General features: G+C 68.3%; 21 protein-coding genes, 1 tRNA gene and 1 riboswitch. Of the genes, 18 read left to right on the plus strand and 4 right to left on the minus strand.

Translation table 11 applies throughout. The annotated features are described in order from the left end of the window. Positions 1–16: 16 nt before the first annotated feature. From der to gcvP, 13 genes are all read left to right on the plus strand, one after another. On the plus strand, positions 17–1,375 hold the full coding sequence (gene der, locus M6D93_RS09040) for a ribosome biogenesis GTPase Der (protein ID WP_249774024.1): 1,359 nt from the start codon (positions 17–19) through the stop codon (positions 1,373–1,375). 67 nt (positions 1,376–1,442) lie between these two features. After that, a tRNA-Pro gene (locus M6D93_RS09045) sits at positions 1,443–1,516 on the plus strand. A gap of 61 nt (positions 1,517–1,577) precedes the next feature. Next, positions 1,578–2,021 (plus strand): DUF6314 family protein, encoded by a 444-nt coding sequence (locus tag M6D93_RS09050; RefSeq protein ID WP_249774025.1) that lies wholly within the window; start codon positions 1,578–1,580, stop codon positions 2,019–2,021. A gap of 28 nt (positions 2,022–2,049) precedes the next feature. Further along, positions 2,050–2,682, plus strand: coding sequence for a cardiolipin synthase ClsA (clsA, locus tag M6D93_RS09055; protein WP_249774026.1), 633 nt, complete (start codon positions 2,050–2,052; stop codon positions 2,680–2,682). Continuing rightward, positions 2,679–3,617, plus strand: coding sequence for a DUF881 domain-containing protein (locus tag M6D93_RS09060; RefSeq protein ID WP_249774027.1), 939 nt, complete (start codon positions 2,679–2,681; stop codon positions 3,615–3,617). Before clsA ends, M6D93_RS09060 begins: the two co-directional genes overlap by 4 nt. Next, entirely contained in the window at positions 3,614–3,946 is a 333-nt protein-coding gene (locus M6D93_RS09065) for a small basic family protein (protein WP_249774028.1), read from the plus strand. Before M6D93_RS09060 ends, M6D93_RS09065 begins: the two co-directional genes overlap by 4 nt. A gap of 10 nt (positions 3,947–3,956) precedes the next feature. After that, on the plus strand, positions 3,957–4,694 hold the full coding sequence (locus tag M6D93_RS09070; protein WP_249774029.1) for a DUF881 domain-containing protein: 738 nt from the start codon (positions 3,957–3,959) through the stop codon (positions 4,692–4,694). Positions 4,695–4,822: 128 nt separating this feature from the next. Beyond that, a complete protein-coding gene (gene gcvH, locus M6D93_RS09075; RefSeq protein WP_249774030.1) occupies positions 4,823–5,209 on the plus strand; it encodes a glycine cleavage system protein GcvH in 387 nt (128 codons plus the stop codon). A gap of 143 nt (positions 5,210–5,352) precedes the next feature. After that, the gene (gene odhI, locus M6D93_RS09080; protein WP_283818674.1) at positions 5,353–5,880 is read left to right on the plus strand and encodes an oxoglutarate dehydrogenase inhibitor Odhl; all 528 of its coding nucleotides are present in this window, start codon (positions 5,353–5,355) and stop codon (positions 5,878–5,880) included. Positions 5,881–5,932: 52 nt separating this feature from the next. Beyond that, positions 5,933–6,661: a transcriptional regulator FtsR gene (gene ftsR, locus M6D93_RS09085; protein ID WP_249774032.1), complete on the plus strand. Its 729-nt coding sequence runs from the start codon at positions 5,933–5,935 to the stop codon at positions 6,659–6,661. 164 nt (positions 6,662–6,825) lie between these two features. Next, entirely contained in the window at positions 6,826–7,329 is a 504-nt protein-coding gene (locus M6D93_RS09090; protein ID WP_249774033.1) for a bifunctional nuclease family protein, read from the plus strand. A 201-nt stretch (positions 7,330–7,530) separates the two neighbouring features. After that, complete coding sequence (locus M6D93_RS09095) at positions 7,531–8,109, plus strand: MerR family transcriptional regulator (RefSeq protein WP_430667225.1); 579 nt, start codon at positions 7,531–7,533, stop codon at positions 8,107–8,109. A 22-nt stretch (positions 8,110–8,131) separates the two neighbouring features. After that, a riboswitch (glycine riboswitch) is annotated at positions 8,132–8,239 on the plus strand. A gap of 102 nt (positions 8,240–8,341) precedes the next feature. Next, positions 8,342–11,257: an aminomethyl-transferring glycine dehydrogenase gene (gcvP, locus tag M6D93_RS09100; RefSeq protein ID WP_249774034.1), complete on the plus strand. Its 2,916-nt coding sequence runs from the start codon at positions 8,342–8,344 to the stop codon at positions 11,255–11,257. Between the two features lie 79 nt (positions 11,258–11,336). Here the strand turns inward: gcvP and M6D93_RS09105 are convergent, their stop codons facing one another. After that, positions 11,337–11,546, minus strand: a complete 210-nt coding sequence (locus tag M6D93_RS09105; RefSeq protein ID WP_347343596.1) for a DUF5999 family protein — start codon at positions 11,544–11,546, stop codon at positions 11,337–11,339. 204 nt (positions 11,547–11,750) lie between these two features. Next, positions 11,751–12,224 (minus strand): phosphatase domain-containing protein, encoded by a 474-nt coding sequence (locus M6D93_RS09110; RefSeq protein WP_249774036.1) that lies wholly within the window; start codon positions 12,222–12,224, stop codon positions 11,751–11,753. Between the two features lie 71 nt (positions 12,225–12,295). Here M6D93_RS09110 and M6D93_RS09115 point away from each other — a divergent pair, with 71 nt between their 5' ends. The 3 genes from M6D93_RS09115 (at position 12,296) to M6D93_RS09125 (ending at position 15,203) form a co-directional block, all read left to right on the plus strand. Next, entirely contained in the window at positions 12,296–13,735 is a 1,440-nt protein-coding gene (locus M6D93_RS09115; RefSeq protein WP_249774037.1) for a GuaB1 family IMP dehydrogenase-related protein, read from the plus strand. Between the two features lie 86 nt (positions 13,736–13,821). Further along, the gene (locus M6D93_RS09120; protein WP_249774038.1) at positions 13,822–14,187 is read left to right on the plus strand and encodes an ArsR/SmtB family transcription factor; all 366 of its coding nucleotides are present in this window, start codon (positions 13,822–13,824) and stop codon (positions 14,185–14,187) included. Further along, positions 14,184–15,203, plus strand: coding sequence for a cation diffusion facilitator family transporter (locus M6D93_RS09125; RefSeq protein ID WP_249774039.1), 1,020 nt, complete (start codon positions 14,184–14,186; stop codon positions 15,201–15,203). Before M6D93_RS09120 ends, M6D93_RS09125 begins: the two co-directional genes overlap by 4 nt. Here the strand turns inward: M6D93_RS09125 and M6D93_RS09130 are convergent. Beyond that, a complete protein-coding gene (locus tag M6D93_RS09130) occupies positions 15,156–18,986 on the minus strand; it encodes an ABC transporter ATP-binding protein (RefSeq protein ID WP_249774040.1) in 3,831 nt (1,276 codons plus the stop codon). The two genes, M6D93_RS09125 and M6D93_RS09130, sit on opposite strands and share 48 nt — an antisense overlap. A gap of 146 nt (positions 18,987–19,132) precedes the next feature. Here M6D93_RS09130 and M6D93_RS09135 point away from each other — a divergent pair, with 146 nt between their 5' ends. Beyond that, positions 19,133–20,320 carry a cation:proton antiporter gene (locus tag M6D93_RS09135; RefSeq protein WP_249774041.1) on the plus strand — a complete coding sequence of 396 codons (1,188 nt, stop codon included), beginning with the start codon at positions 19,133–19,135 and terminating at the stop codon, positions 20,318–20,320. Here M6D93_RS09135 and ligD read toward each other — a convergent pair. Beyond that, complete coding sequence (gene ligD / locus M6D93_RS09140) at positions 20,292–21,206, minus strand: non-homologous end-joining DNA ligase (protein ID WP_249774042.1); 915 nt, start codon at positions 21,204–21,206, stop codon at positions 20,292–20,294. The genes M6D93_RS09135 and ligD overlap by 29 nt on opposite strands. Positions 21,207–21,375: 169 nt before the next feature. Here ligD and ku point away from each other — a divergent pair, with 169 nt between their 5' ends. Further along, the gene (ku, locus tag M6D93_RS09145) at positions 21,376–22,410 is read left to right on the plus strand and encodes a non-homologous end joining protein Ku (protein WP_249774043.1); all 1,035 of its coding nucleotides are present in this window, start codon (positions 21,376–21,378) and stop codon (positions 22,408–22,410) included. Positions 22,411–22,578: the final 168 nt, after the last annotated feature.

The raw sequence follows: 22,578 nt of genomic DNA on the forward strand, positions 1-22,578 counted from the left end.
ACTTGGAAGTGCAGTGATGACTGAGCAGAACCCCGCGCCCGACGACGCGCCGCTGGCGATCCCGGTGGTGGCCGTCGTGGGCCGCCCCAACGTCGGCAAGTCGACGCTGGTCAACCGCATCTTGGGCCGCCGCGAAGCCGTCGTGCAGGACGTCCCCGGTGTCACGCGTGATCGAGTCGCATACGACGCCTATTGGGCCGGGCGGCAGTTCACCCTCGTCGACACCGGCGGCTGGGAGCCCGACGCCACCGGGCTGCAGGCGATGGTGTCGCGCCAGGCCGAACAGGCGGTGGTGACCGCGGACCTGGTTCTGTTCGTCATCGACTCGCGCACCGGCGCCACCGAGACCGATCTGGTGGTGGCCCGCACGCTGCGCCGCGCCAACCGCCCGGTCATCCTCGCGGTCACCAAGGTCGACGACGAGCGCGGCGAGTCCGACGCCGCGGAGTTGTGGTCGATGGGACTCGGCGAGCCGTACCCGGTGAGCGGGCTGCACGGTCGCGGTTCCGGGGACCTGCTGGACGCCATCCTGGAGAAGCTGCCCGACGCCCCGGTCGAGCAGCTGGGGGAGTCCGGGCCGCGACGGGTCGCCCTGGTCGGCCGTCCGAACGTGGGCAAGTCGAGCCTGTTGAACCGGCTCACGGGTGAGCAACGTTCCGTGGTCGACTCGGTAGCGGGTACCACTGTCGATCCGGTCGACAGCCTGGTCGAGCTCGGCGATGAAGTCTGGCGATTCGTCGACACGGCTGGACTCAGGCGCCGGGTCAGCACGTCCTCGGGCATGGAGTACTACGCCAGTCTGCGGACGGCCAGCGCCATCGAGGCCGCCGAGGTCGCGGTCGTGCTGCTGGATGCTTCGGAGGTGATCTCCGAACAGGATCAACGGGTGATCTCAACCGTCGTCGAAACCGGACGCGCGCTGGTCATCGCCTTCAACAAGTGGGACCTGCTCGATGAGGACCGGCGCGAACTGCTCGATCGGGAGATCGACTGGGAGCTGCAGCGGGTCCAGTGGGCTCAGCGAGTGAACGTCTCGGCCAAGACCGGCCGCGCGGTGGACCGGCTCGCCCCCGCACTGCGAACCGCGCTGCAGTCGTGGGACCGGCGCATTCCCACCGGACGCCTGAACACCTGGCTGAACGAGGTTGTCGCCGCCACCCCGCCACCCGGCCGGGGCGGCAAGCATCCGCGCATCCTCTTCGCCACCCAGGCCGACACCCGTCCGCCGCGCTTCGTGCTGTTCACCACCGGCTTCCTGGAATCGGGCTATCGGCGGTTCATCGAGCGCAAGCTCCGCGAGGACTTCTCCTTCCAGGGCTCGCCGATCGAGATCTCGGTCCGTGTGCGCGAGCGCGGGATCCGCGGTCAGCGCTGACACCGAGGCGAATTCGGGCTGCTGCGTAGGTTAGAGTTGCCTGCGGTTCGTGACGAGTTCGCGACACCGGGCTGTAGCGCAGTTTGGTAGCGCACTTGACTGGGGGTCAAGGGGTCGCAGGTTCAAATCCTGTCAGCCCGACCGGATCGCTCCTACCTCGAATTCGGGGAACCGAACAGGTAGGAGCACGCGGAGGTAGCCGATGCCATCGTCGACGACCGACCCTCGCCGGTTCGTCGGCCGGTGGCGACTGGACCGCACAATGCTCGACCTGGCCACCGGCGATCGCGGCTGTGCCCACGGCGACCTGATGATCGATCGCCGGCCGGACGGAACGTTGAGCTGGATCGAATCCGCCACGATGACCTGGGGGCTGCGCCAGGCCCCGGTCAGTCGCTCGCTCACCCTCGCCGAATCCGAAGCGGGTTGGTGCTTCCGCTTCGCCGACGGACGCGACTTTCACCCCTGGCAGCTCGGTCGGCCGTTCGAGCATTGGTGTCACCCAGATCTGTACCGAGGGGTGCTGAGCGAGCCCGGGCCCGATCGACTCCACCTGCGGTGGGACGTCCATGGACCGGCCAAACATCATCGGTACCGGACCCGGCTACGGCGTGCCCGGCCGCAGGCAGGCGCGCCGGGCCGGTAGTACAGCCGAGCCGACTAAGCTTCCGGCCGTGAACGAACGCCCCGGAACGGCCGGACCGGAGGCTGTGCGAACCCCGCCGTCCTCGCCGTCGCTGTGGGAGGGCGCGTGGACGATCCCCAACCTGTTGAGCGCGGTGCGCCTGCTCGGCGTCCCCCTCTTTCTCTGGCTGCTGCTCGGCCCGCACGCTGATGGCTGGGCCCTGCTGGTGCTGGCGGTCAGTGGCATCACCGACTGGGCCGACGGCGTACTGGCCCGCAAGCTCGATCAGCAGTCACTGTTGGGCGCCCTGCTCGACCCACTCGCCGACCGGCTCTACATCCTGGCCACGCTCATCGGCCTGGTGCTGCGTCACGTCATTCCGTGGTGGCTTGCTGTCCTCGTCATCGGCCGGGACCTGGTGCTGCTGACCACGCTTCCGGCCCTGCGGCGACGTGGCCTGGACGCGCTGCCGGTCCACTACCTCGGCAAGGCCGCCACGTTCAACCTGCTCTACGCTTTTCCGCTGCTGCTGCTGGGCTCGCACGCGGGCACGATCAGCCACGTCGCCAAACCGATCGCCTGGGCGTTCACGATCTGGGGGACGGGTCTCTACCTGTGGGCCGGAGGCCTCTACCTCGAGCAGGTGCGGCGCGTGGTGAGGCTTGTACCGGTGACTCGATGAGCCTGGACCGTACCGAGTGGAGCCGGTCGACACTGACGTCGGCGGTGCTGGACGACCTGTTGAACAACACCCTCGATCCCGGCTACCGGGCTGCGGCCACGGCACCGAAGCGGCCGCATTGGTGGGACCGGCCCGCCGTGGTGATCGTGTGCCTGTCGCTCGGTCTGCTGCTGGCGGTGTCCTACCAGCAGTCTCACCTGTCGGCCCCCGCGCGCGACACCGCTCGCAAGGACCTCATCACGCGAATCCACTCGCTGCAGGCGGCCGGTTCCAGTCTGGACGCGCGTGCCCGGACACTGGCCTCCGACGTCGCCGGCCTGCGCGATCAGCAACTGTCGCCCTCGGACAACTCCGCGCTGCGCCAGTTGGAGGTCACCTCCGGCAGTGTGCAGGTCAAGGGTCCGGGGCTGCGGGTCACGCTGGCCGAACCGGCGACCCCCCAGGCCAGCGCGGGACAGGGGCGCCCGGGCACGGGATCGAAGAACGAGACGGCGGTCATCAAGGACCGTGATGTTCGGTCGGTGGTCAACCAGTTGTGGGCCAGCGGTGCCGAGGCAATCGCGGTCAACGGCATCCGGATCACCGCCACGTCGGCGATCCGCTTCGCGGGCGAGTCGATCCTCGTGGACTTCCAGACCATCAATTCGCCTTACGTCATCGAGGCGATCGGGGACCGCAACGCCCTCGATCTCGGCTTCGCGGACTCGGCGGCGGCGCGAGCGCTCAAAACCACCCAGGCGGTCTACGGCATCGGCTTCACGTTCGACACTAAGTCCTCGCTGACGTTGCCGTCGGTTACGGTGGGCCAGCAGTCCTACGCGACCAGCGGCGCCTCATCCGTTGCACCTTCCCGCTCGTCGTCCGGTCCCTCGGATGGTTCCACGGCCCGGACGTCGAGCAGTCCGACCCCAACAGCTTCGGAGAGTCCACGATGATCGCCGCCGTCGCCCTGGTCGTAGGAGTCGTGCTGGGCGTGATCTTCCGTCCGACCGTGCCGCTGTGGCTGGAGCCTTACCTACCGATTGCGTTGGTCGCGGCCCTGGATGCGGTATTCGGTGGTATCCGCGCACGCCTGGACGGAATCTTCGACGCAAAGGTCTTCGTCGTGTCCTTCATCTCCAACGTCCTGGTCGCGGCGCTGATCGTGTTCATGGGCGACAAGCTCGGGGTCGGCGGACAGCTTTCCACCGCGGTCGTCGTCGTGCTCGGCATCCGGATCTTCGGCAACACGGCCGCGATCCGCCGTCATCTGTTCCGGGCATGATGTGGACGAGATGAAGGCAGCCCCGGACGAGCGGGAAATCCCACCGAAGCAAGGGAATTCCGTGCACAGTCGACGCCGCCGGTCCACGGTGCTGATCGGCGCCCTGCTGGCCATCCTCGGGTTCGCCCTCGCAGTCCAGCTGCGGTCCAACGCCGCGACCGATTCGCTGTCGACCGCTCGTGAGGACGATCTCGTTCGGATCCTCGACGACCAGAACAGTCGGCTCGAGCGGCTGCAGGCGCAGATCGCGGACCTGCAGGCCGCAAAGGTGAAACTGTCCGACAGCGGCAGCAACACCGCCGCCGCACGGGCCGAAGCTCAGAAGCAAGCCGATGCATTGGCGATTCTGACCGGGACCGTTCCGGCCCACGGACCCGGTATCCGGGTAACGATCAGTGATCCGCAGCACGCCCTGAGGTCAGAGGATCTCCTCGATGTGGTCGAGGAACTCCGCGGCGCCGGCGCCGAGGTGATCCAGTTCGGTCCGGTGCGGATAGGGACGAACAGCGCGTTCACACAGGCCGGTTCCGACGTCGTCCTCGACGGCACGACCGTGACGAGTCCTTACACAGTGCTGGCCATCGGCGCGGCGAAGACCATGGACACCGCACTCAACATCCCGACCGGCGTGGTCAGCACTGTGGAGGCCGCGGGGGGATCGGCCACCATCACCCGCCTGAACCAGGTCTCGATCACCGCGGTCCGGTCCAATCCCGTGCCGAAGTTCGCCACCCCGACGTCGAAGTAGCAGCCGAGGCGATAGGGTCCGGTGACGTGCGGTCGAGCTGAGTTCGCGTCCGCACGCCAGCCCGATACTTGACCAGCACCCGCGTACTCGTTCAGCAGACGCGTACTTCGACTGCAGAGGTGGCCATCGTGTCCGAGATTCCCGACGACCTGCGTTACACGGCCGATCACGAATGGGCCAAGCTGATCGGGGAGAACACCGTCCGGATCGGCATCACCGACTACGCCCAGTCCTCTCTCGGTGACATCGTGTTCGTATCGGTGCATGAGGTCGGTGGGTCCGTGGTCGCGGGCGAGACGTTCGGTGAGGTCGAGAGCACCAAGAGCGTGTCCGATCTGTTCGCGCCGCTGTCCGGCACCGTCGCGGCGCGCAACGAGCAGTTGGAGGCAAGTCCCGAACTGGTGAACAGCGATCCCTACGGCAACGGCTGGATTGCCGAGATCGAGGTCGCGGACCCCACCTCGCTGGACGCGCTGCTCGATCCCAGCGCATATCGTGCCGCCACGGCCGAGTAAAGCTCCACCTCGCGTTGACCCTCCACGCCGACACCAACTAGGCTCGCCGGACACGGGCGATCCTGCCCTCCCTGTCATCCCGCCCGAGGCGTCATCGTGGCGTCGAGAGAGATTCGCACGATCAGGAAAGGGCATTGAGCTTCGTGTTCTGCACCGCGTGTGGCACTGAGAACCCCGCCGACAGCCGCTTCTGCTCCCACTGTGGGGCACCGCTGGCTGCCGGCGGCCAGCCGAGCCGTTCGGCCGGCCCGGACTCGACCTCGGTGTTCTCGGCCGCGAATCCCGTCGTTCCGGCCGACAGCGATGCCGAATTCTCCACCGAGGCCCACCAGCGGGCCGTCGATGCGCTCGCGCCCGGCTCGGCTCTGCTGGTGGTCAAGCGAGGACCGAACGCGGGCAGCCGCTTCCTGCTCGACCAGGACGTGACCACGGCCGGGCGCCACCCGGACAGCGATATCTTCCTCGACGACGTGACGGTCTCCCGGCGGCACGTCGAGTTTCGTCGCGACGGAAGCGGCTTCGCGGTCTTCGACGTCGGCAGTCTCAACGGCACCTACGTCAACCGCGAACGCATCGATTCGGCCTCGCTGGCCGGCGGTGACGAGGTGCAGATCGGCAAGTTCCGCCTGGTGTACCTGACGGCGGCCCCGAGCGTCGAGGCAACGGCATGAGCGGGGGCAGACACCGCAGGGCCAGCGCCCACGCGGCAAGTGTGGAGGTGCGATGAGCGCAGCGAGTCTGCCGGCTCGTGGTTCGCTCTCCATCGGCGAGGTGCTGTCCCAGCTGCGTAACGACTTTCCCGACGTCACGATCTCCAAGATCCGCTTCTTGGAGGAACAAGGCCTGGTCCAGCCGGACCGCACGCCGTCGGGTTACCGAAAGTTCTCCACCTCCGACGTCGCCAGGTTGCGCTACGTGCTCAGCCAGCAGCGGGATCACTACCTGCCGCTACGGGTCATCAAGGATCAACTCGAGGCGATCGACCGCGGGCACTCGCCCTCGGGTCCCGGCGGGGTCCCGCGTGCTGCTCACCTGGCCATCACCGAGGGCCTGCCCAGCGGTGAACATTTTCGCTCGGCTCCCGCTGCGCTGAGGCTGACCCGCGAGGAGTTGCTGAATACCGCCGGCCTGACCAGCGACCAACTGCGGGAACTGGAGCAGTTCGGCCTGATCGCCTCCCGTGCGGGCGGTGTGTACGACGACGACGCCCTGGCTGTAGCGCGGGTGGTCGCCGAACTCGGCCGTTTCGGCATCGAAGGCCGCCATCTGCGTAGCTTCAAGAGCGCTGCCGACCGTGAGGTGGGATTGTTCGCCCAGGTCGCGGGCCCGATGCGCCAGCGCAGTGGGGACGGGCGAGCTCGGGCCGAGGAAACCATCCGGGAACTAGCCGCGCTGTCCGTCCGCCTGCACACCGCACTCGTGCAGATCGGCCTGCGCGACATCAGCTCCTGAGCTTTCCCGGAGGGCGCGGCGCCACAGTACGTCGTAGGGATGCGCGCGACAGGCTAGGCTTTATTTTTGGACGTTCGATCCAGCCGGTGCGGTGGGCACAAGCCCGATTTCTCAGCGACATCCCGGTTCCGGATCGATCATCCACCACCGTGCGAGGAGGGGCCATGACGTTTCATCCGCTGCAGGTGGTGGGCGTCCGGGTGGAGTTGCCGGCCAACCAGCCCGTGGTGCTGCTCAAGGAGTCCGACGGGGTGAGGTACCTGCCCATCTGGATCGGCGCGGTCGAGGCCTCGGCCATCGCGTTCGAGCAACAGGGTGTGCAGACCCCTCGTCCGCTCACCCACGACCTGCTCAAGAACGTGATCGGCGCGCTGGGCGGCGAGCTGACCCAGGTGTCGATCAGCGAGCTACGCGACGACGTGTTCTACGCCGAACTCCGATTCGGCGACGGGACCACGGTGAGCGCTCGCCCGTCCGATGCGATCGCTCTGGCCCTGCGCACCGGTACGGACATCGTCGGGGAGGAAAGCGTGCTGGCCGCGGCCGGTATCTCGATTCCCGACGAGGACGAGGACGAGGTCGAGCGCTTCCGGGAGTTCCTGGACTCCATCTCTGCCGACGACTTCATCGGCTCGGAGGAAGGCGGTCAGTCGCCGGACAGCGACTGATCCGGGTTCGGCATGCTCGTCGACCGAGAAACCCTCAACCTGAGGTTTACGGTTACTTATTTTGGTCACGGCGCGGCGAGCCGCGTTGACCCTTCGTGCCGCAGCGGCCTACCGTCGTGAATACCCACGGTGCAATTCGGCTGCGGGTGCCGGGCCGGTTCCTTCCGACCTGGTAGGACAGAAGTGGCGCGGGACGACCAGATCGGCCCACGCGGCAGAGGAGACGACGTGCTCGACGAAACGCCGGAACAGGGCACTCTATTCGCTCAGCCTGCCGTGGGTCCGGACGAGTCCGTCGGCTACCGCGGACCGACCGCGTGCTCGGCCGCCGGGATCACCTATCGCCAATTGGACTACTGGGCCCGCACCGAGCTCGTGGTCCCCTCGGTTCGCTCCGCGGCCGGGTCGGGCAGCCAGCGCCTGTATTCGTTCAAGGACATCCTCGTCCTCAAGGTGGTCAAGCGACTGCTGGACACCGGTGTCTCGCTGCAGAACATCCGTGCCGCGGTCGACACACTGCGCCAGCGCGGGGTCGAGGACCTGGCCCGGATCACGCTGCTGTCCGACGGCACCACTGTCTATGAATGCACCTCGTCGGAGGAAGTGGTCGACCTGCTGCGCGGCGGTCAGGGCGTCTTCGGCATCGCTGTGAGCGGAGCCCTGCGTGAACTCGCCGGCTCGTTGGCCACCCTGCCGTCGGAACGGACTGACGGCGCGGTGCTGACCGAGGCGACCGATGAGCTGTCCCAGCGCCGTCAGCGCCGTACCGTCGCCGGCTGACTGGTATCGTCGCAGGCACCGCAACACGTACGTGGGAGAGACCTGTCGGTCCGGAATAGTCCGGTTCAGGCAGGCGCCGAAGGGGCAAATTCCCCGCCAACCTCTCAGGCTCAAGGACCACGTACGCAGGTAGCTCTGAAGGGCGACGTGGCCTGACAGAGGGGGAGTTCCGGTTCACGCCGGATCTTCGACCCCTGTCAGCGCGAGCTGCCCACCGTTCGGAGCACGTCGAATGTCGAACCCTTCTCCGATCCTCCCCGCTCCCGCCGCGACGCCGTTCGCGCACCGCCACATCGGCGTGACGACCACCGCGGACCAGGACTCGATGCTCAAGGCGATCGGGTACGCGAGCCTCGACGAGCTCATCGCCGCCGCGGTGCCCGAGTCGATACGCACCCGGTTGGCTCTGGCACTGCCCGAGGCGCGGACCGAGGCCGAGGTCGCGGCCGAGCTGCGCGCGCTGGCCGACCGCAACGTGGTGCGCACGTCGATGATCGGTCTCGGGTACTACGACACCCTCACGCCCGCCGTCATCCGGCGAAACGTCCTCGAGAATCCCGCCTGGTACACCGCCTACACGCCCTATCAGCCGGAGATCAGCCAGGGGCGGCTCGAGGCCCTGCTGAACTTCCAAACGGTCGTGGAGGACCTCACCGGCCTGCCCACCGCGGGGGCGTCCTTGCTCGACGAATCCACGGCAGCGGCTGAGGCGATGGCGCTGGCCCACCGCACGGCCCCGGCGGCACGCAAGGGCGCCGACGTGTTCGTACTCGACGCCGAGACATTCCCGCAGACCGTGGACGTCGTCCGTACCCGCGCGCAAGCGCTGGGACTCCGAGTGCTCGTCGCCGACCTCTCACAGGGCCTGCCGAGCGTGGACGGAGACCCGTTCGGCGTGCTGATCCAGTATCCCGGTGCCTCCGGAGCGATCGGCGATCCCCGGACGGTGATCGAACAGGCTCACGCCGCGGGAGCGCTGGTAGCGGTTGCCGCCGACCTGCTGGCGCTGACCCTGCTGACCTCGCCGGGCGAGCTGGGCGCGGACATCGCGGTCGGCACGAGCCAGCGTTTCGGCGTGCCGCTGGGCTTCGGAGGTCCGCACGCCGGCTACATGTCGATCCGTTCGGGGCTGGAACGCCAACTGCCAGGACGGCTGGTCGGGGTGTCGCTCGACGCGGACGGCCACCCGGCGTACCGGCTGGCACTGCAGACCCGTGAGCAGCACATCCGCCGCGAGAAGGCCACCTCGAACATCTGTACCGCGCAGGTACTTCTCGCGGTGATGGCCGCCATGTACGCGGTCTATCACGGGCCGTCCGGCCTCCGGTCCATCGCTGCGGGGGTGCACGGGCACGCCGTCCGACTCGCCGCGGACCTGCGTTCTTCCGGGCACACCGTTCTGACCGAGGCCTTTTTCGACACGGTCACCGTGTCCGTTCCCGGCCGCGCGGCCGAGATCGTCGCCGAGGCGGATCGGCGGGCGGTCAACCTTCGCCTGGTGGACGCCGACACCGTCGGGATCGCCTGTGACGAAGCCACTACGACGGCGATCGTGGACGAGGTGCTGGCCGCGTTCGCGGGCACGGATGCCGGGACTTCCAACGCACCCTACGTACCCGAAGCGCCCGTGGAACCGGCGATCCCGGTCGGACTGCGTCGCACGAGCGACTACCTCACCCACCCGGTCTTCAACACCCACCACTCGGAGACGTCGATGCTGCGCTACCTGCGCCGGCTCGCCGACTCCGACTACGCCCTCGATCGCGGGATGATCCCGCTCGGCTCCTGCACGATGAAGCTGAACGCGACCACCGAGATGGAGCCCGTCACGAATCCGGGTTTTGCCAACATCCACCCCTTTGCTCCGGAAGGCCAGTTCGACGGCTACGCCAAGCTCATCCAGGATCTTCAGGATTGGTTGACCGAGATCACCGGTTACGACGCCGTCTCGCTGCAGCCCAACGCAGGCGCGCAGGGTGAGTTCGCGGGGCTGCTGGCCATCTCGAACTATCACCGCAGCCGCGGGGACGGGCACCGGACGATCTGTCTCATCCCGGCCAGCGCGCACGGGACGAACGCCGCGTCGGCTGTGCTGGCGGGCATGAAGGTCGTCGTCGTGGCGACCAGCGGAGACGAGGGCGAGGTCGATCTCGACGACCTCAAGGCGAAGATCACCAAGCACGCCGCCGACCTCGCCGCGATCATGGTCACCTACCCGTCCACCCACGGCGTGTTCGAGGATCACATCGGTGAGGTGTGCGCCCTGGTGCACGAAGCCGGCGGTCAGGTCTACGTCGACGGCGCCAACCTCAACGCCATGGTCGGTCTGGCCAAGCCGGGCAGGTTCGGCGCGGACGTCTCCCACCTGAACCTGCACAAGACCTTCTGCATCCCGCACGGCGGCGGCGGCCCCGGCATCGGGCCGGTAGCGGTCCGCCAGCATCTGGCTCCGTTCCTGCCCAACCACCCGCTGCAGTCCAGCGCCGGTCCGGACACGGGCTCTGGCGCCATCGCGGCCGCGCCATGGGGATCGGCCTCGATCCTGCCCATCACCTGGGCCTACATCAGGCTGATGGGTCCAGACGGACTCGTCCAGGCGACCTGCACGGCGATCCTGTCCGCCAACTACATCGCCGCGCGGCTGACCGAGCACTTCCCGGTCCTCTACACCGGCGCCCGGGGCCTGGTCGCCCACGAGTGCATTCTGGATCTCCGGCAGATCACCAAGGATTCCGGCGTCACCGTCGACGACGTCGCCAAGCGGCTGATCGACTACGGCTTCCACGCGCCGACGATGTCGTTCCCGGTCGCGGGGACGTTGATGGTGGAGCCGACGGAGAGTGAGGATCTGGCCGAGATCGACCGCTTCATCGACGCGATGATCGCGATCCGTGCGGAGATCGACGAGGTCGCGGCCGGTCGCTGGCCGGTCGCCGACAATCCGCTGCGCAACGCCCCGCACACGGCGGCGTCGATCGCCGGAGAGTGGAGGCACCCGTACACGCGGGCCGAGGCGGTCTATCCGCGCGGGGTCGACCCGCGAGCCAAGTACTGGTCGCCGGTGCGGCGTATCGACGGCGCTTACGGCGACCGCAACCTGGTCTGTTCGTGCCCGCCGATCGAGGAGTTCGCCGAGCCCGTCAGCTAGCCGGGGGTCGCCGAGGGCGGGTCCGAGCCAACTGCGACCGCGTCAGGCGGCGGCGTCGGACGGGGGGTCAAGCCGAGCGTCAGGCGACGCGGTGCAACGCGGCGGCGGTGAGTTCTGCCCGTCGGGCGTGCACGCAGTGCCCGTCCGGAAGGATCTCGCCGGAGTCCTCGAAGAGGACGACGCCGTTGCAGAGAAGGCTCCATCCCTGTTCCGGGTGGCCGGCGATCACGTGGGCGGCGTCGCGATCGAGACCGTTCGCGTCGGGGCAGGCCGGGATGTGGTTGCAGATGCCAGCGGTGGAGTGGACGCCGAACTGGCCGTCTGTCGTTTCGCTGCTGATGTGCGGGCTCATGTCAGTTCCTCGGTGGTGTGTCGTACTACACACCTATGATCGTCCATTTTGAGAGCGATTTCAGCCATCTCGGCAAAGTTGACCGTACAACTTCACCAATTCGCAATCTTACGACCACCTAACGCGGACAAGTAGGACAAATCACGTTCTGCCGTTGACTTCCTGCGCTCGGCGGAGGGTTTTGCTGTGCGGCACCCACGTCGCGTGCAGGGTCGTGAATCCGGCCGCGGCCGCGGTCGCCACCACGTCGGGGTCGTCGTCGACGAACAGCAGGATCTCTCGTTCCGCGAGGGAACGCAGGACCTGAACCTTGAGGAACCGGGCCGGGCGGTAGTCACCGCTGGCTCGCATGAGCAACTCGTCGGTGGGCAGTCCGGCCGCGACAAGCCAGTTCTGCGTGACGGAGCGCAACCAGCTGGGACGTCCGGTCAGCCAGGCGATGTCATGGCCGTCGTCCCGATAGCGCTTGACCAGCGCCGCCCCCTGCTCGAGGACGGGATCGGCGTGGGCACCCTCGAAGAAGCTCTCCCAGTCCTGGTAGCGACCTTCCAGGTAATGCAGCCGGTGCCGCACGTCGGCTACGACACCATCGATGTCGAAGACGGCCAGAGTCACGCCCCGAGCGTACGGAACCGCGGGCGGCACGATCCCGGGCCTGTCCGTGCGGACGGTAGGATGCTGCAAACGTGGAGTTCCTCAACGGTCTGACGCCGTCCTATGACCTCACCTACGACGACGTTTTCATGGTTCCCAGGCTGTCCGACGTAGCGTCCCGCTTCGACGTGGACCTCGCCACCGGCGACGGCAGCGGGGCGAGCATTCCGCTCGTCGTGGCGAACATGACCGCGGTCGCCGGTCGTCGAATGGCCGAGACCGTGGCCCGCCGAGGCGGTCTGGCCATCGTGCCCCAGGACATTCCTGTCGAGGTCGTCAGCGAGGTCATCGGCTGGGTCAAGCGCCGCCACCTCGTCTACGACACCGCCCTCACCCTGAGCCCGACCGACCCTGTGTCTGATGCGCTCGCGCTGCTACCCAAGCGGGCTCACGGAGCCGTCGTCGTCGTCGCGGCCGGCAAACCGGTCGGGGTGGTCACCGAGCGCGACACGATCGGTGTCGATCGGTTCGCCCAGCTCAAGGACGTCATGTCGACGCGGCTGTTGACGTTGCCGGACACCATCGCCGCCCGCGAGGCCTTCGACCGCCTCTCGGCCGAACATCATCGGCTCGCCCCGGTCATCGACGCCAACGGCTTGCTCGTCGGCGTCCTCACCCGGACCGCGGCGTTGCGGTCCACCCTCTACCAACCTGCGGTCGATGCCGCCGGCGCATTACGAATCGGTGCCGCGATCGGGGTCAACGGAGACGTCGTGGGCAAGGCGGAGCGGCTGCTCGACGCCGGCGCCGACCTGCTCGTCTTCGACACCGCGCACGGCCAGCAACGCCGGATGATCGAAGCCCTGGAGGCCGTCACCAGCAAGCTCGCGCCAGCCGTTCCCGTGGTGGCCGGCAACGTGGTCACCGAGGCCGGCGTCAACGATCTGCTCGACGCGGGAGCGACGATCGTCAAGGTCGGCGTGGGCCCTGGCGCGATGTGCACGACTCGCATGATGACCGGCGTCGGCCGGCCGCAGTTCTCAGCGGTCCTCGAATGCGCCACCGCCGCGGCCGCGAGGGGGGCCCACGTCTGGGCCGACGGTGGCGTGCGGCACCCGCGGGACGTGGCGCTGGCCCTGGCTGCCGGAGCCTCCGCGGTGATGATCGGCTCCTGGTTCGCCGGGACCTACGAATCGCCCGGAGATCTGCATCTCTCGGCGGACGGGCGCTCCTACAAGGACAGCTTCGGGATGGCCTCGGCCCGCGCGGTGGCCAACCGCACCAGCAGCGAGACCCCATTCGACCGCGCGCGCAAGGCCCTGTTCGAGGAGGGAATCTCCTCGGGCCGGATGTTCCTCGATCCCGAGCGGCCAGGTGTCGAGGATCTGATCGACGCTGTGGTCGCGGGCGTGCGGTCCTCGTTCACCTACGCGGGGGCGCGCACGATCGCCGAGTTTTCCGAGCGGGCGCTCGTCGGGATCCAGAGCGCGGCCGGATACGCCGAAGGACGACCACTGCACCAGAGCTGGTGATGCTCGGGCGTCATGGCCGGCTCCGTCTCGCGCCGGCCGTCAGGGGCCGAGTTGACGGTCGGCGATGTGGAACGCATTCTGAATGTATGAACAGTCGTTCAGACGTCTCGACGCGCCAGCCGGACGCATCGATCGACGAGCTCAGCGAAGCCGATCTGCTCGACACCGCTGAGATCTTCGGCCTGCTGTCCGATCCTGGCCGGCTTCGGCTGCTCATCGCGCTGCGCCTGGGCGAGGCCAACGTCGGCCGGCTGGCGATCGCCGCTCACCTGAGTGAGTCGGCGGCCTCGCACGCCCTGCGGCTGCTGCGAGCTCACCGAGTCGTCGACGTCCGCCGGGTCGGACGGCTGGCGTTCTACCGGCTCGCCGACGATCACGTCGCCGAGCTGCTCGCCACCGCGTTCGCCCACGTCGGCCATACCGAGCTCGTTCACCCGGAACGCCCGTCATGACCGCCTCGAGCCGCGACGTCGACGGCCACGGTCGGTCGCAGGACGACTCGGCCCAGCACGCTCACGGCGGGGGACACCGACACGTCGAGGTGACCGCTGCGACCGACCAACGCTGGCTGCTGGCGTCGCTGTCCGTCATCGTCACGTTCATGGTGGCCGAAGTAGTACTGGGCTGGGCCGCCCACTCCCTGGCCTTGGTCGCCGACGCCGGACACATGCTCACCGACGCGGCCGCGCTCGGCCTGGCCGTCATCGCCGCCCGGCTCGCCCGCCGTCCCGCCCGCGGGCGCTACACCTACGGATTCACCCGGATCGATGCGGTCTCGGCCCAGGCCAACGGCATCACCCTGCTGCTTCTCGCGGTGTGGTTCGCTGTCGCGGCGGTGCGTCGCCTGTTCGATCCGCCACCCGTTCAGGGCGGGCTGGTTCTCGTCGTTGCCGTGATCGGGGTGGGCGTGAACCTGCTGGCGGTGTATTTCGCCGGGCGGGCCAACCGGGACAGTCTCAACGTGCGCGGTGCCGTCGCGCACATCGTCAACGATCTCTGGGCGTTCGTGGCAACCGCCATAGCCGGTGCGGTCGTGCTCCTGACCGGCTGGAACCGAGCCGACGCCGTGGCCTCGTTGATCGTCGCGGTGCTCATGGTCCAATCCGGGCTGGTGCTCGTCCGGGCAGCGAACCGGGTCTTCCTGGAGGCCGCGCCCGACGGCATCGATCCGGAGATCGTCGGCGGAGACATGGCCCGGGTGCCGGGTGTGATCGAGATCCACGACCTGCACGTCTGGGACCTCGGGGCGGCCGAGCCGGCCCTGTCGGCCCATGTCGTCGTCGGCCGCGACTACGACTGCCACGCGGTGGCGAACGAGGTCAGGGACGTGCTCGCGGCGCGACACCACATCGGGCATGCCACGCTGCAGGCCGATCACCGCCACGCCGACGTCCGCCTGGATGAGGACTGCTCGGCCGAATCAGGTCACGGACCCGGTTACTTCGGCCACCTCGTCGATGACGTCTGAGGCCGACCCGTCCGTGCCCTGCATGTAGGACCGCCACAGCGCTGCGTACGCACCGTCGGCGGCGAGCAGTTGGGCATGGCTTCCGTCCTCGACGATCCGCCCGTCGGACAACATCAGGATCCGGTCCGCGCGCGCTGCGGTGCTCAGCCGGTGGGCCACTGTCACCGTCGTGCGATGCCGGGTGAGCCGCTCGGTCGCCGCCACCACCGCCGCCTCGCTGGCCAGGTCCAGCGCCGCCGTCGCCTCGTCGAGCAGCAGGATGTCGGGATCCACCAGTTCGGCGCGGGCCAGGGCCACCAGCTGGCGCTGGCCGGCGGACAGGTTCCGCCCGCGCTCGCCGACCTGCTGCAGGTAGCCGTCCCGTAGCGAGGCGATCATCTCGTGCGCGCCGACCGCCCGCGCGGCCGACTCGATCTCAGCCGGTGTCGCCTGAGGTCGGCCGTAGGCGATGGCATCGGCGACCGTTCCGTCGAACAGGTAGCTCTCCTGCGGGACGTAGCCCAGACGTCGGCGGAAGTCGCTCAACCGCAGGGAGCGCAGATCGCGTCCGTCAGCGATCACCGAGCCCGACGTCGGATCGTAGAAGCGGGCGATGAGCTTGACGACGGTGGACTTACCGGCCCCGGTCTGGCCGACCAGCGCGATCGACTGGCCCGCGGGGATCTGAAGATCGAGCCCCGTCACCGCCGGTCGATCGGCGCCCGCGTAGGCGAACTCGACCCGGTCGAATCGGACCTCACCGGTCAGCTCGTCGACCGGCTCGGCATCGGCGCGCAACGGAGTCGAGGTCTGCGTCCGCAGCAGTTCCTGCAGCCGGGACAGGCCCACGCTGGCTTGCTGATAACCGTCGAAAACCTGCGACAGCTGCTGAACCGGACCGAAGAACGCGTCCAAATAGAGGAAGAAGGCGATGAGTGAGCCCGCCGTCAAGGTGTGGTGGTCCAGCCGCTGGGCACCGAAGGCGAGCACGAGCGCGCCGGACAGATCGGCCAGCAGCTGCACGAACGGGAAGTAGGCGGCGATGTAGGTCTGGGCCCGCATCCGCGATTGCTGGTACCGCCGCGCAGCGCCGAGGAACTGCTCGGTGTTGTAGTCCTCCCGACTGAACACCTGGGCAACCCGGACGCCGGCGACGTTCTCCTGGAACTGGGCGTTGACCGTGCTCACCCGTTCGCGCGCTTCGACATAGGCCGGGACTGACTTGCGCCGGAACAGCAGCGTCGCCCCGATCAGGACGGGGAGCATCACCAGAAGGACCAATGACAGCTGGGCGTCGAGCAGGATGAGCGCCACGAGCACGCCGAGCAGGGTGAGCAGACTTACCAGTGCGGTGGCCAGTCCGGTCTGCAAGAAGTTGGACAGCGCATCGACGTCTGTCGTCATGCGGGTCACGATTCGACCGCCCAGCTCGCGCTCGTAGTAGTCCAGGCCCAGGCGCTGTAGGTGGGCGAACGTCTTGACGCGCAGGCTGTAGAGCAGACGCTCACCGGTACGTCCGGTCAGGCGCTGACCGGATGCGCTCACCGACCAGTCCAGCAGCAGGACACCCAGGGCGATCGCGGAAACCGTCAGCAGCAGGCCGGCCGAATGCCGGCTGACGCCGTCGTCGATGCCGGTACGGATCAAGGCGGGAAGGGCGAGCTGCAGGATCGCGTCCAGACCGATCAGGGCGATCCCGAGGATGAAGGCCAGCCGGACCGGGGTCAGCAGCCTGCGCAGATCAAAAGCAGGGTCCGGAGCCTGCACGGCTGACTCGTCCAGGTCTGGTCGGTCGGTTGCCGGCGGCAGGGCGGCGACCTTGGCGATGAGGTCCGCCGACGCGGGGACGGCGCCGAACATGCCGCCGCCGTGGCCGGGCGCACCGGCCGCCACGGCTGCGGCCGCCGCCTGGTTCGTGCTGGGCGTCGCGACCACGCCAGGTTCGGGGGCACGCCACAGGAGCGGGGTCACGCCGCTGTCGTCAGGTTCCAGCGGTTCGGCATCGTCACGGACGCGCCCGGCATCGCGTCCTTCGGCATCGTCGCCAGGTCCGGCCAGCAACAGGCGGAACAGTGCGGAGCGGCCCATCAGCTCATCGAAGGTTCCGATGTCGCTCACCGAGCCGCCGTCGAGTACCACGATGCGATCGGCCAGAGCGAGGGTCGAGCGCCGGTGCGCGATCAGCAGAGTCGTCCGTCCGGTGATCAGGCGGCGCAGGGTGGCTAGGATCTCCGCCTCGACCCGTGGGTCGACCGCGCTGGTGGCATCGTCGAGCAGCAGGATGCGAGGTTCGGTCAGCAGCGCCCGGGCGAGCGCGATCCGCTGGCGCTGGCCCCCGGAAAGGGTGAGGCCGCGCTCGCCGACCAGCGTCTGGAATCCGTCCGGCAGAGCCGCGATGAACCCCTCGGCCTCGGCCGCGGCAGCGGCGGCGCGCACCTGTTCCGGGGTGGCCTCGGGCCGGCCGTAGGCGATATTGGCGGCAATCGTGTCGGAGAACAGGAAACTGTCCTCGAACACCATGCCGAGGCTGGAGCGCAACTGGCTGAGTTCGAGGTCGCGCACGTCGGCGCCACCCACCCGGATCCGCCCGGAGTGCACGTCGTAGAACCGCGGTACGAGCATGGCCAGCGTGGACTTGCCCGATCCGGCGCCCCCGACGATCGCCACCGTCTCACCGGCGCCGATCGCCAGGTCGAGTCCGGTGAGCACCGGCTCGGAGGTGGTGTAGCCGAACCGGACGCTGGTGAACTCGATCGACAGTGGGCCCTGCGGGAGCGGGGTGGGCAGTTCGGGGTCGACGATGTCGGGGGAGGCGTCGATCACCTCCAGCACGCGCTCCACACCGGCGCGGGCTTGCTGGCCGATGGTCAGCAGCGCGGTGACCTGACGAACCGGTCCGACGAGCTGGCCGAGGTAGGTGGAGAACGCCAGGAAGGTTCCGAGGGTGATGTGGCCGTGCAGGGCCAACCAGCCGCCGAGCAACAACACCCCTACCTGGCCGAGGGCGGGAATCGCTGACAACGCGGCGGAATAGCGTGCCTGCAGTCGGACGACGCGCATGCGCGAGCCGAACAGTCGCAGCGCCCGCGCCTGCAGGGTCTGGACCTCACGTTGTTCCTGGCCGAAACCCTTGACCACGCGCACACCGGTGACGGTGCCCTCGACCTGGCCGACCAGATCGCCGGCCTGCTGCTGGGCGTCCCAGTTGGCCGGAAACAGGTCGCGCCGAGAGGCCAGCGCCACGAACCACAGAGCCGGCGCGATGGCCACGGCGACCAGGGTCAGCATCGGCGACAGGAACAGCATCGCGATCAGGCTGATCCCGAACAGCAGGACGTTGCCGGTCAACATCGGCAAGAAGGCCAACAACCCTTGGACGAGGCCGACGTCGGTGATCGATCGACTGACGATCTGACCGGTGTGCAGGCTGTCCTGAGCCGCACCGTCCAGCCGCTGCAGGGAGCGGAAGATGTCGGCCCGCAGGTCGTACTGCACCGACAGGGACAACCGTCCGGCCGAGAAACGGCGGTAGAAGGTCAATCCGTACTGGGCGAGGGCGGCGACGACCAGGATCGCGATCCACCAGCCGATGGCCGAACGGTGGTGGGTTTGACCGGTAGTGGGGCCGCTGACCGAATCGATCACGTGCTTGACGACGAGCGGCACCGCGACGGAGATGAGCGCGCCCACCAGCGAGGCTCCGAAGGCCCCGATCAGATCTCGGCGGTGGCGCAGGCAGTAGCCCAGCAGCCGGCGCAGCCACTGCGGCCGATTCGGACGGGACGAGTCGGGTTCACGTGGCACGAGTTCAGTCTAGGTCGATCGTTAGGCAGGCGAAGTTCTCCTGCCGATCGCTCGGGCCGATGTTCGCCAACGGCATACTCTCGCCCAACGCGTGTCGAACGACGGCGCCACGGTGGGCGCGGTTCAGCGGAGAGGGAGGTGGGCCGGTGACTTTTGCCACCCTGGCGGTCGTCGTCGTCGCGGGCATCGCCGGACCGTTGCTGGCGCTACCCCGGCGCTGGCATCTGCCGGTCATGCTCGGTGAACTCGCGGCGGGGCTAGCCCTCGGGTCGACGGGAACCGGCTATCTCGACGCCGCCGACCCGACTTTCTCCTTCCTGGGCCAGATCGGCTTCGCGCTGGTCATGTTCGTGGCTGGCTCCCACGTGCCGGTGCGCTCTCGCGAACTGCGCTCGGCGCTGCGTCCGTCCGTGCTCCGGGTCGCTGTGACGGCGGCGCTGGCGGTCCTGGTCGCCCTGGCCCTCAACGTCCTGTTCCATACCGGCCATGTCGGGATCTATGCCGTGCTGATGGCGTCCTCGTCGGCGGCTCTGATCCTGCCGACCGTCCAGTCGCTCGGCTTGTCAGGCGATGCTGTGCTGGCCAGCCTGCCGCAGGTCGCACTCGCCGATGCCGCGTGCATCGTGGCGCTGCCGCTGGTCATCGACCCTCGCCACGCCGTGCGAGCCGGTCTGGGCAGCGTGGCCGTCCTCACCGTTGCCGGCCTCGTCTTCCTGCTCCTTCGGCAGGCCGAGCACAGTGGCTGGCGGCGTCGACTGCACCGCGTCTCCGAAGACCGGCGGTTCGCCCTGGAGCTGCGTTTCAGCCTCGCCGTGTTGTTCGGGCTGGCCGCACTCGCCGCCGCCCTGAAGGTCTCGGTGCTGCTTGCCGGCTTCAGCCTGGGGCTGGCAGTCGCGGCCGTCGGGTCCCCGCGCCGGTTGACGCGCCAGTTGTTCGCAATCACCGAGGGCTTGTTCGGACCGGTCTTCTTCGTGTGGCTCGGGGCCTCCCTCGACGTGCGTGGGCTCGGCCACAACTCGCACTTCGTGGTCGTGGGGATCCTGCTCGGCCTGGGTGCGGCGCTGGCCCATCTGAGCGGGCGGCTCTTCGGCCAGCCGGCGGCGCTGGCGTTGCTCACCTCGGCTCAGCTGGGCGTGCCGGTCGCCGCGGTGACGATCGGAACCCAACTGCGGGTGCTGGCCGACGGAGAGGCCTCGGCCATGCTGCTCGGCGCCCTCATCACGATCGCGGTGTCGGTGGGCGGCGCGGCGGTTTATTCGCGGCGCGGGCCGGATTCGGTCGGGACTTCGCAGGATTCGGCGGGGCTCACGAGCCCAGGCGGACGCCCTCCTTGAGCAGGCCTGCGGCCAGGTCGCCGTCTCGGTCGACCCGGTCAAGAACCTCCGTGATCGACAACTGCGCCAACCCCGGGTCGTCCAACTCCTCCCAGGTGCGGGGTGCGGCCACCCAGGGCTGCGCGCGGCCGCGCATGGAGTACGGGCAGATCGTCGTCTTGGCGGGGTTGTTCTGGCTCCAGTCGAGCAGCACCTTCCCCGGGCGCAACGTCTTGGCCATCTTCGACACGACCAGATCACGGTGATCGGCGGCCAGCTGGTCGGCGAGCTCTCGCGCGAAGGTGTGCACGACACCGGCGTTCTGCTCACCACTGAGCGGCACGTACAGCTGCATACCCTTGCTTCCGCTGGTGACTGCGATCGCGAACCGGCCGATGTCGCCCAGCTCGGTCCGTACCAGGCGCGCGACCTCGGCGCATTCGGCCAGCCCCGCGGGCGCCCCGGGATCGAGATCGACGACCAGCCGATCGGGATTGTGGACGCCCCCGCGCGGCCCGACCGTCCACTGCGGCACATGCAGCTCGAGCGCGGCCAGGTTGGCCGCCCAGATGATGGCCGCGGTGTCGTCGATGAGCGGGAACGTGAGAGTCTCCCGGTCCCGGCTCGACCCCGGAGTCGGCAGCACGACCGTCCGAATCCAATCCGGGACGTGGCTCGGGACGTTCTTCTCGAAGAACGGCTTCGAGGCCGTGCCGTCCGGCCATCTGAGTCGCGTGACCGGCCGGTCTTTCAAGTGCGGCAGCATGGTGGCAGCGATCCGGGCGTAGTAGTCCAGCACCTGAGCCTTGGTCGTACCGGCCTCGGGGTAGAGCACCTTGTCCAGACGGCGCACGACTAGTTGCCGGCCTTCGACCGTGACCACCTGCTGGTCGTCCTGCGCGCTCACTGGCTACCTCCGATGCGAGGAGCCAACCGTAACGTGTTCGGCATTTCGCTGGTTGGGATGGACGTTGGGCACCTAGGCTCGTCCTTGGCCCGTCCCGGGCTCATCCTCAAGTGCAGCTCCAGCCGGACGTGCGTCGAGTCGGACCGGTCAACCATCAGGAGGGGACCTCATGCGTGCGATCTGGAAGGGCGCGGTGTCCTTCGGCCTGGTCAACGTGCCGGTGCGGTTATTCGCAGCCACCGAGGAACACGACATCCGCTTCCATCAGGTTCATCGGGACGACGGCGGCCGCATTCGCTACAAGCGAACCTGCAGCATCTGTGCCGAGGAGGTCAGCTACGACGAGATCGCGAAGGGCTACGAGACTTCCGACGGCCAGCTGGTCATATTGACCGACGACGACCTGGACAAGCTGCCGGTGTCGACGGGCCGCGAGATCGACGTCGTGGAATTCGTGCCACGCGAGCAGGTCGATCCGATCCTGTTCGACAAGAGTTACTACCTCGAACCGGACGCGCGAGCGGTGAAACCGTACGCGCTGCTGCGCGAAGCACTGGTGGATACCGACCGGATCGCGGTCGTGAAGGTTGCGCTGCGGCAGAAGGAGACCCTCGCGGTGCTGCGGGTCCGGGACAAGGCAATCCTGTTGCAGACAATGTTGTGGCCCGATGAGATCCGCAACCCCGATTTCGCGACGCTTGACGGCGAGGTCGACCTGCGACCTCAAGAACTGTCCATGGCGTCCTCGCTCGTGGAGAGCATGGCCGCCGACTTCGATCCCGACCAGTTCACCGACGACTACCGCGAGGCGATGGTCGCGCTGATCGACGCCAAGCTCGAACGCGGCGACGCGGCCCAATTGCCCGAGGAAGAGTCGGCCGGTACCGCCAGCTCCGGCGGAGAGGTGATCGACCTGCTCACCGCCCTGCAGCGCAGTGTGGATCGGGCCCGCGCGGGCACCGCTACCGGTTCGACGACGGACTCGGTCGGCCGTGCAGACGGAGCGGTGGAGGCTGCGCCGGCTACTGAGGACCGCAGCACGGAAGCGGCGAGCGCAAAGGGTGTGTCGAAGGCGAGAAAGGCTCCGGCGAAGAAGACGGTCAAGTCGGCGCCGAAGACCGCGTCCGCATCGAAGGCGCAAACGCCGGACACACGCGCACCCGCCAAGAAGGTGGCGAAGAAAGCGGCGGCGAAGAGTGCCTAGCCGCGGCCGCTTGCTCGATTTCGAGCAGTGGACGCCCGGTTGGTGGCGGTCTGACCAGGACGGCGGGTTTTCCGTAGGGGTACCCGGGGCCGAACTCGGCCGCTGACCGAGACAATCCAGGACGGCTGCGGGTCTCGGGCCTGTGGCGGACGCCGGCCGTGGTCCCGC

Origin of the sequence: Jatrophihabitans telluris, assembly GCF_023516435.1 — a bacterium.
Classification (GTDB): Bacteria; Actinomycetota; Actinomycetes; order Mycobacteriales; family Jatrophihabitantaceae; genus Jatrophihabitans_A; species Jatrophihabitans_A telluris.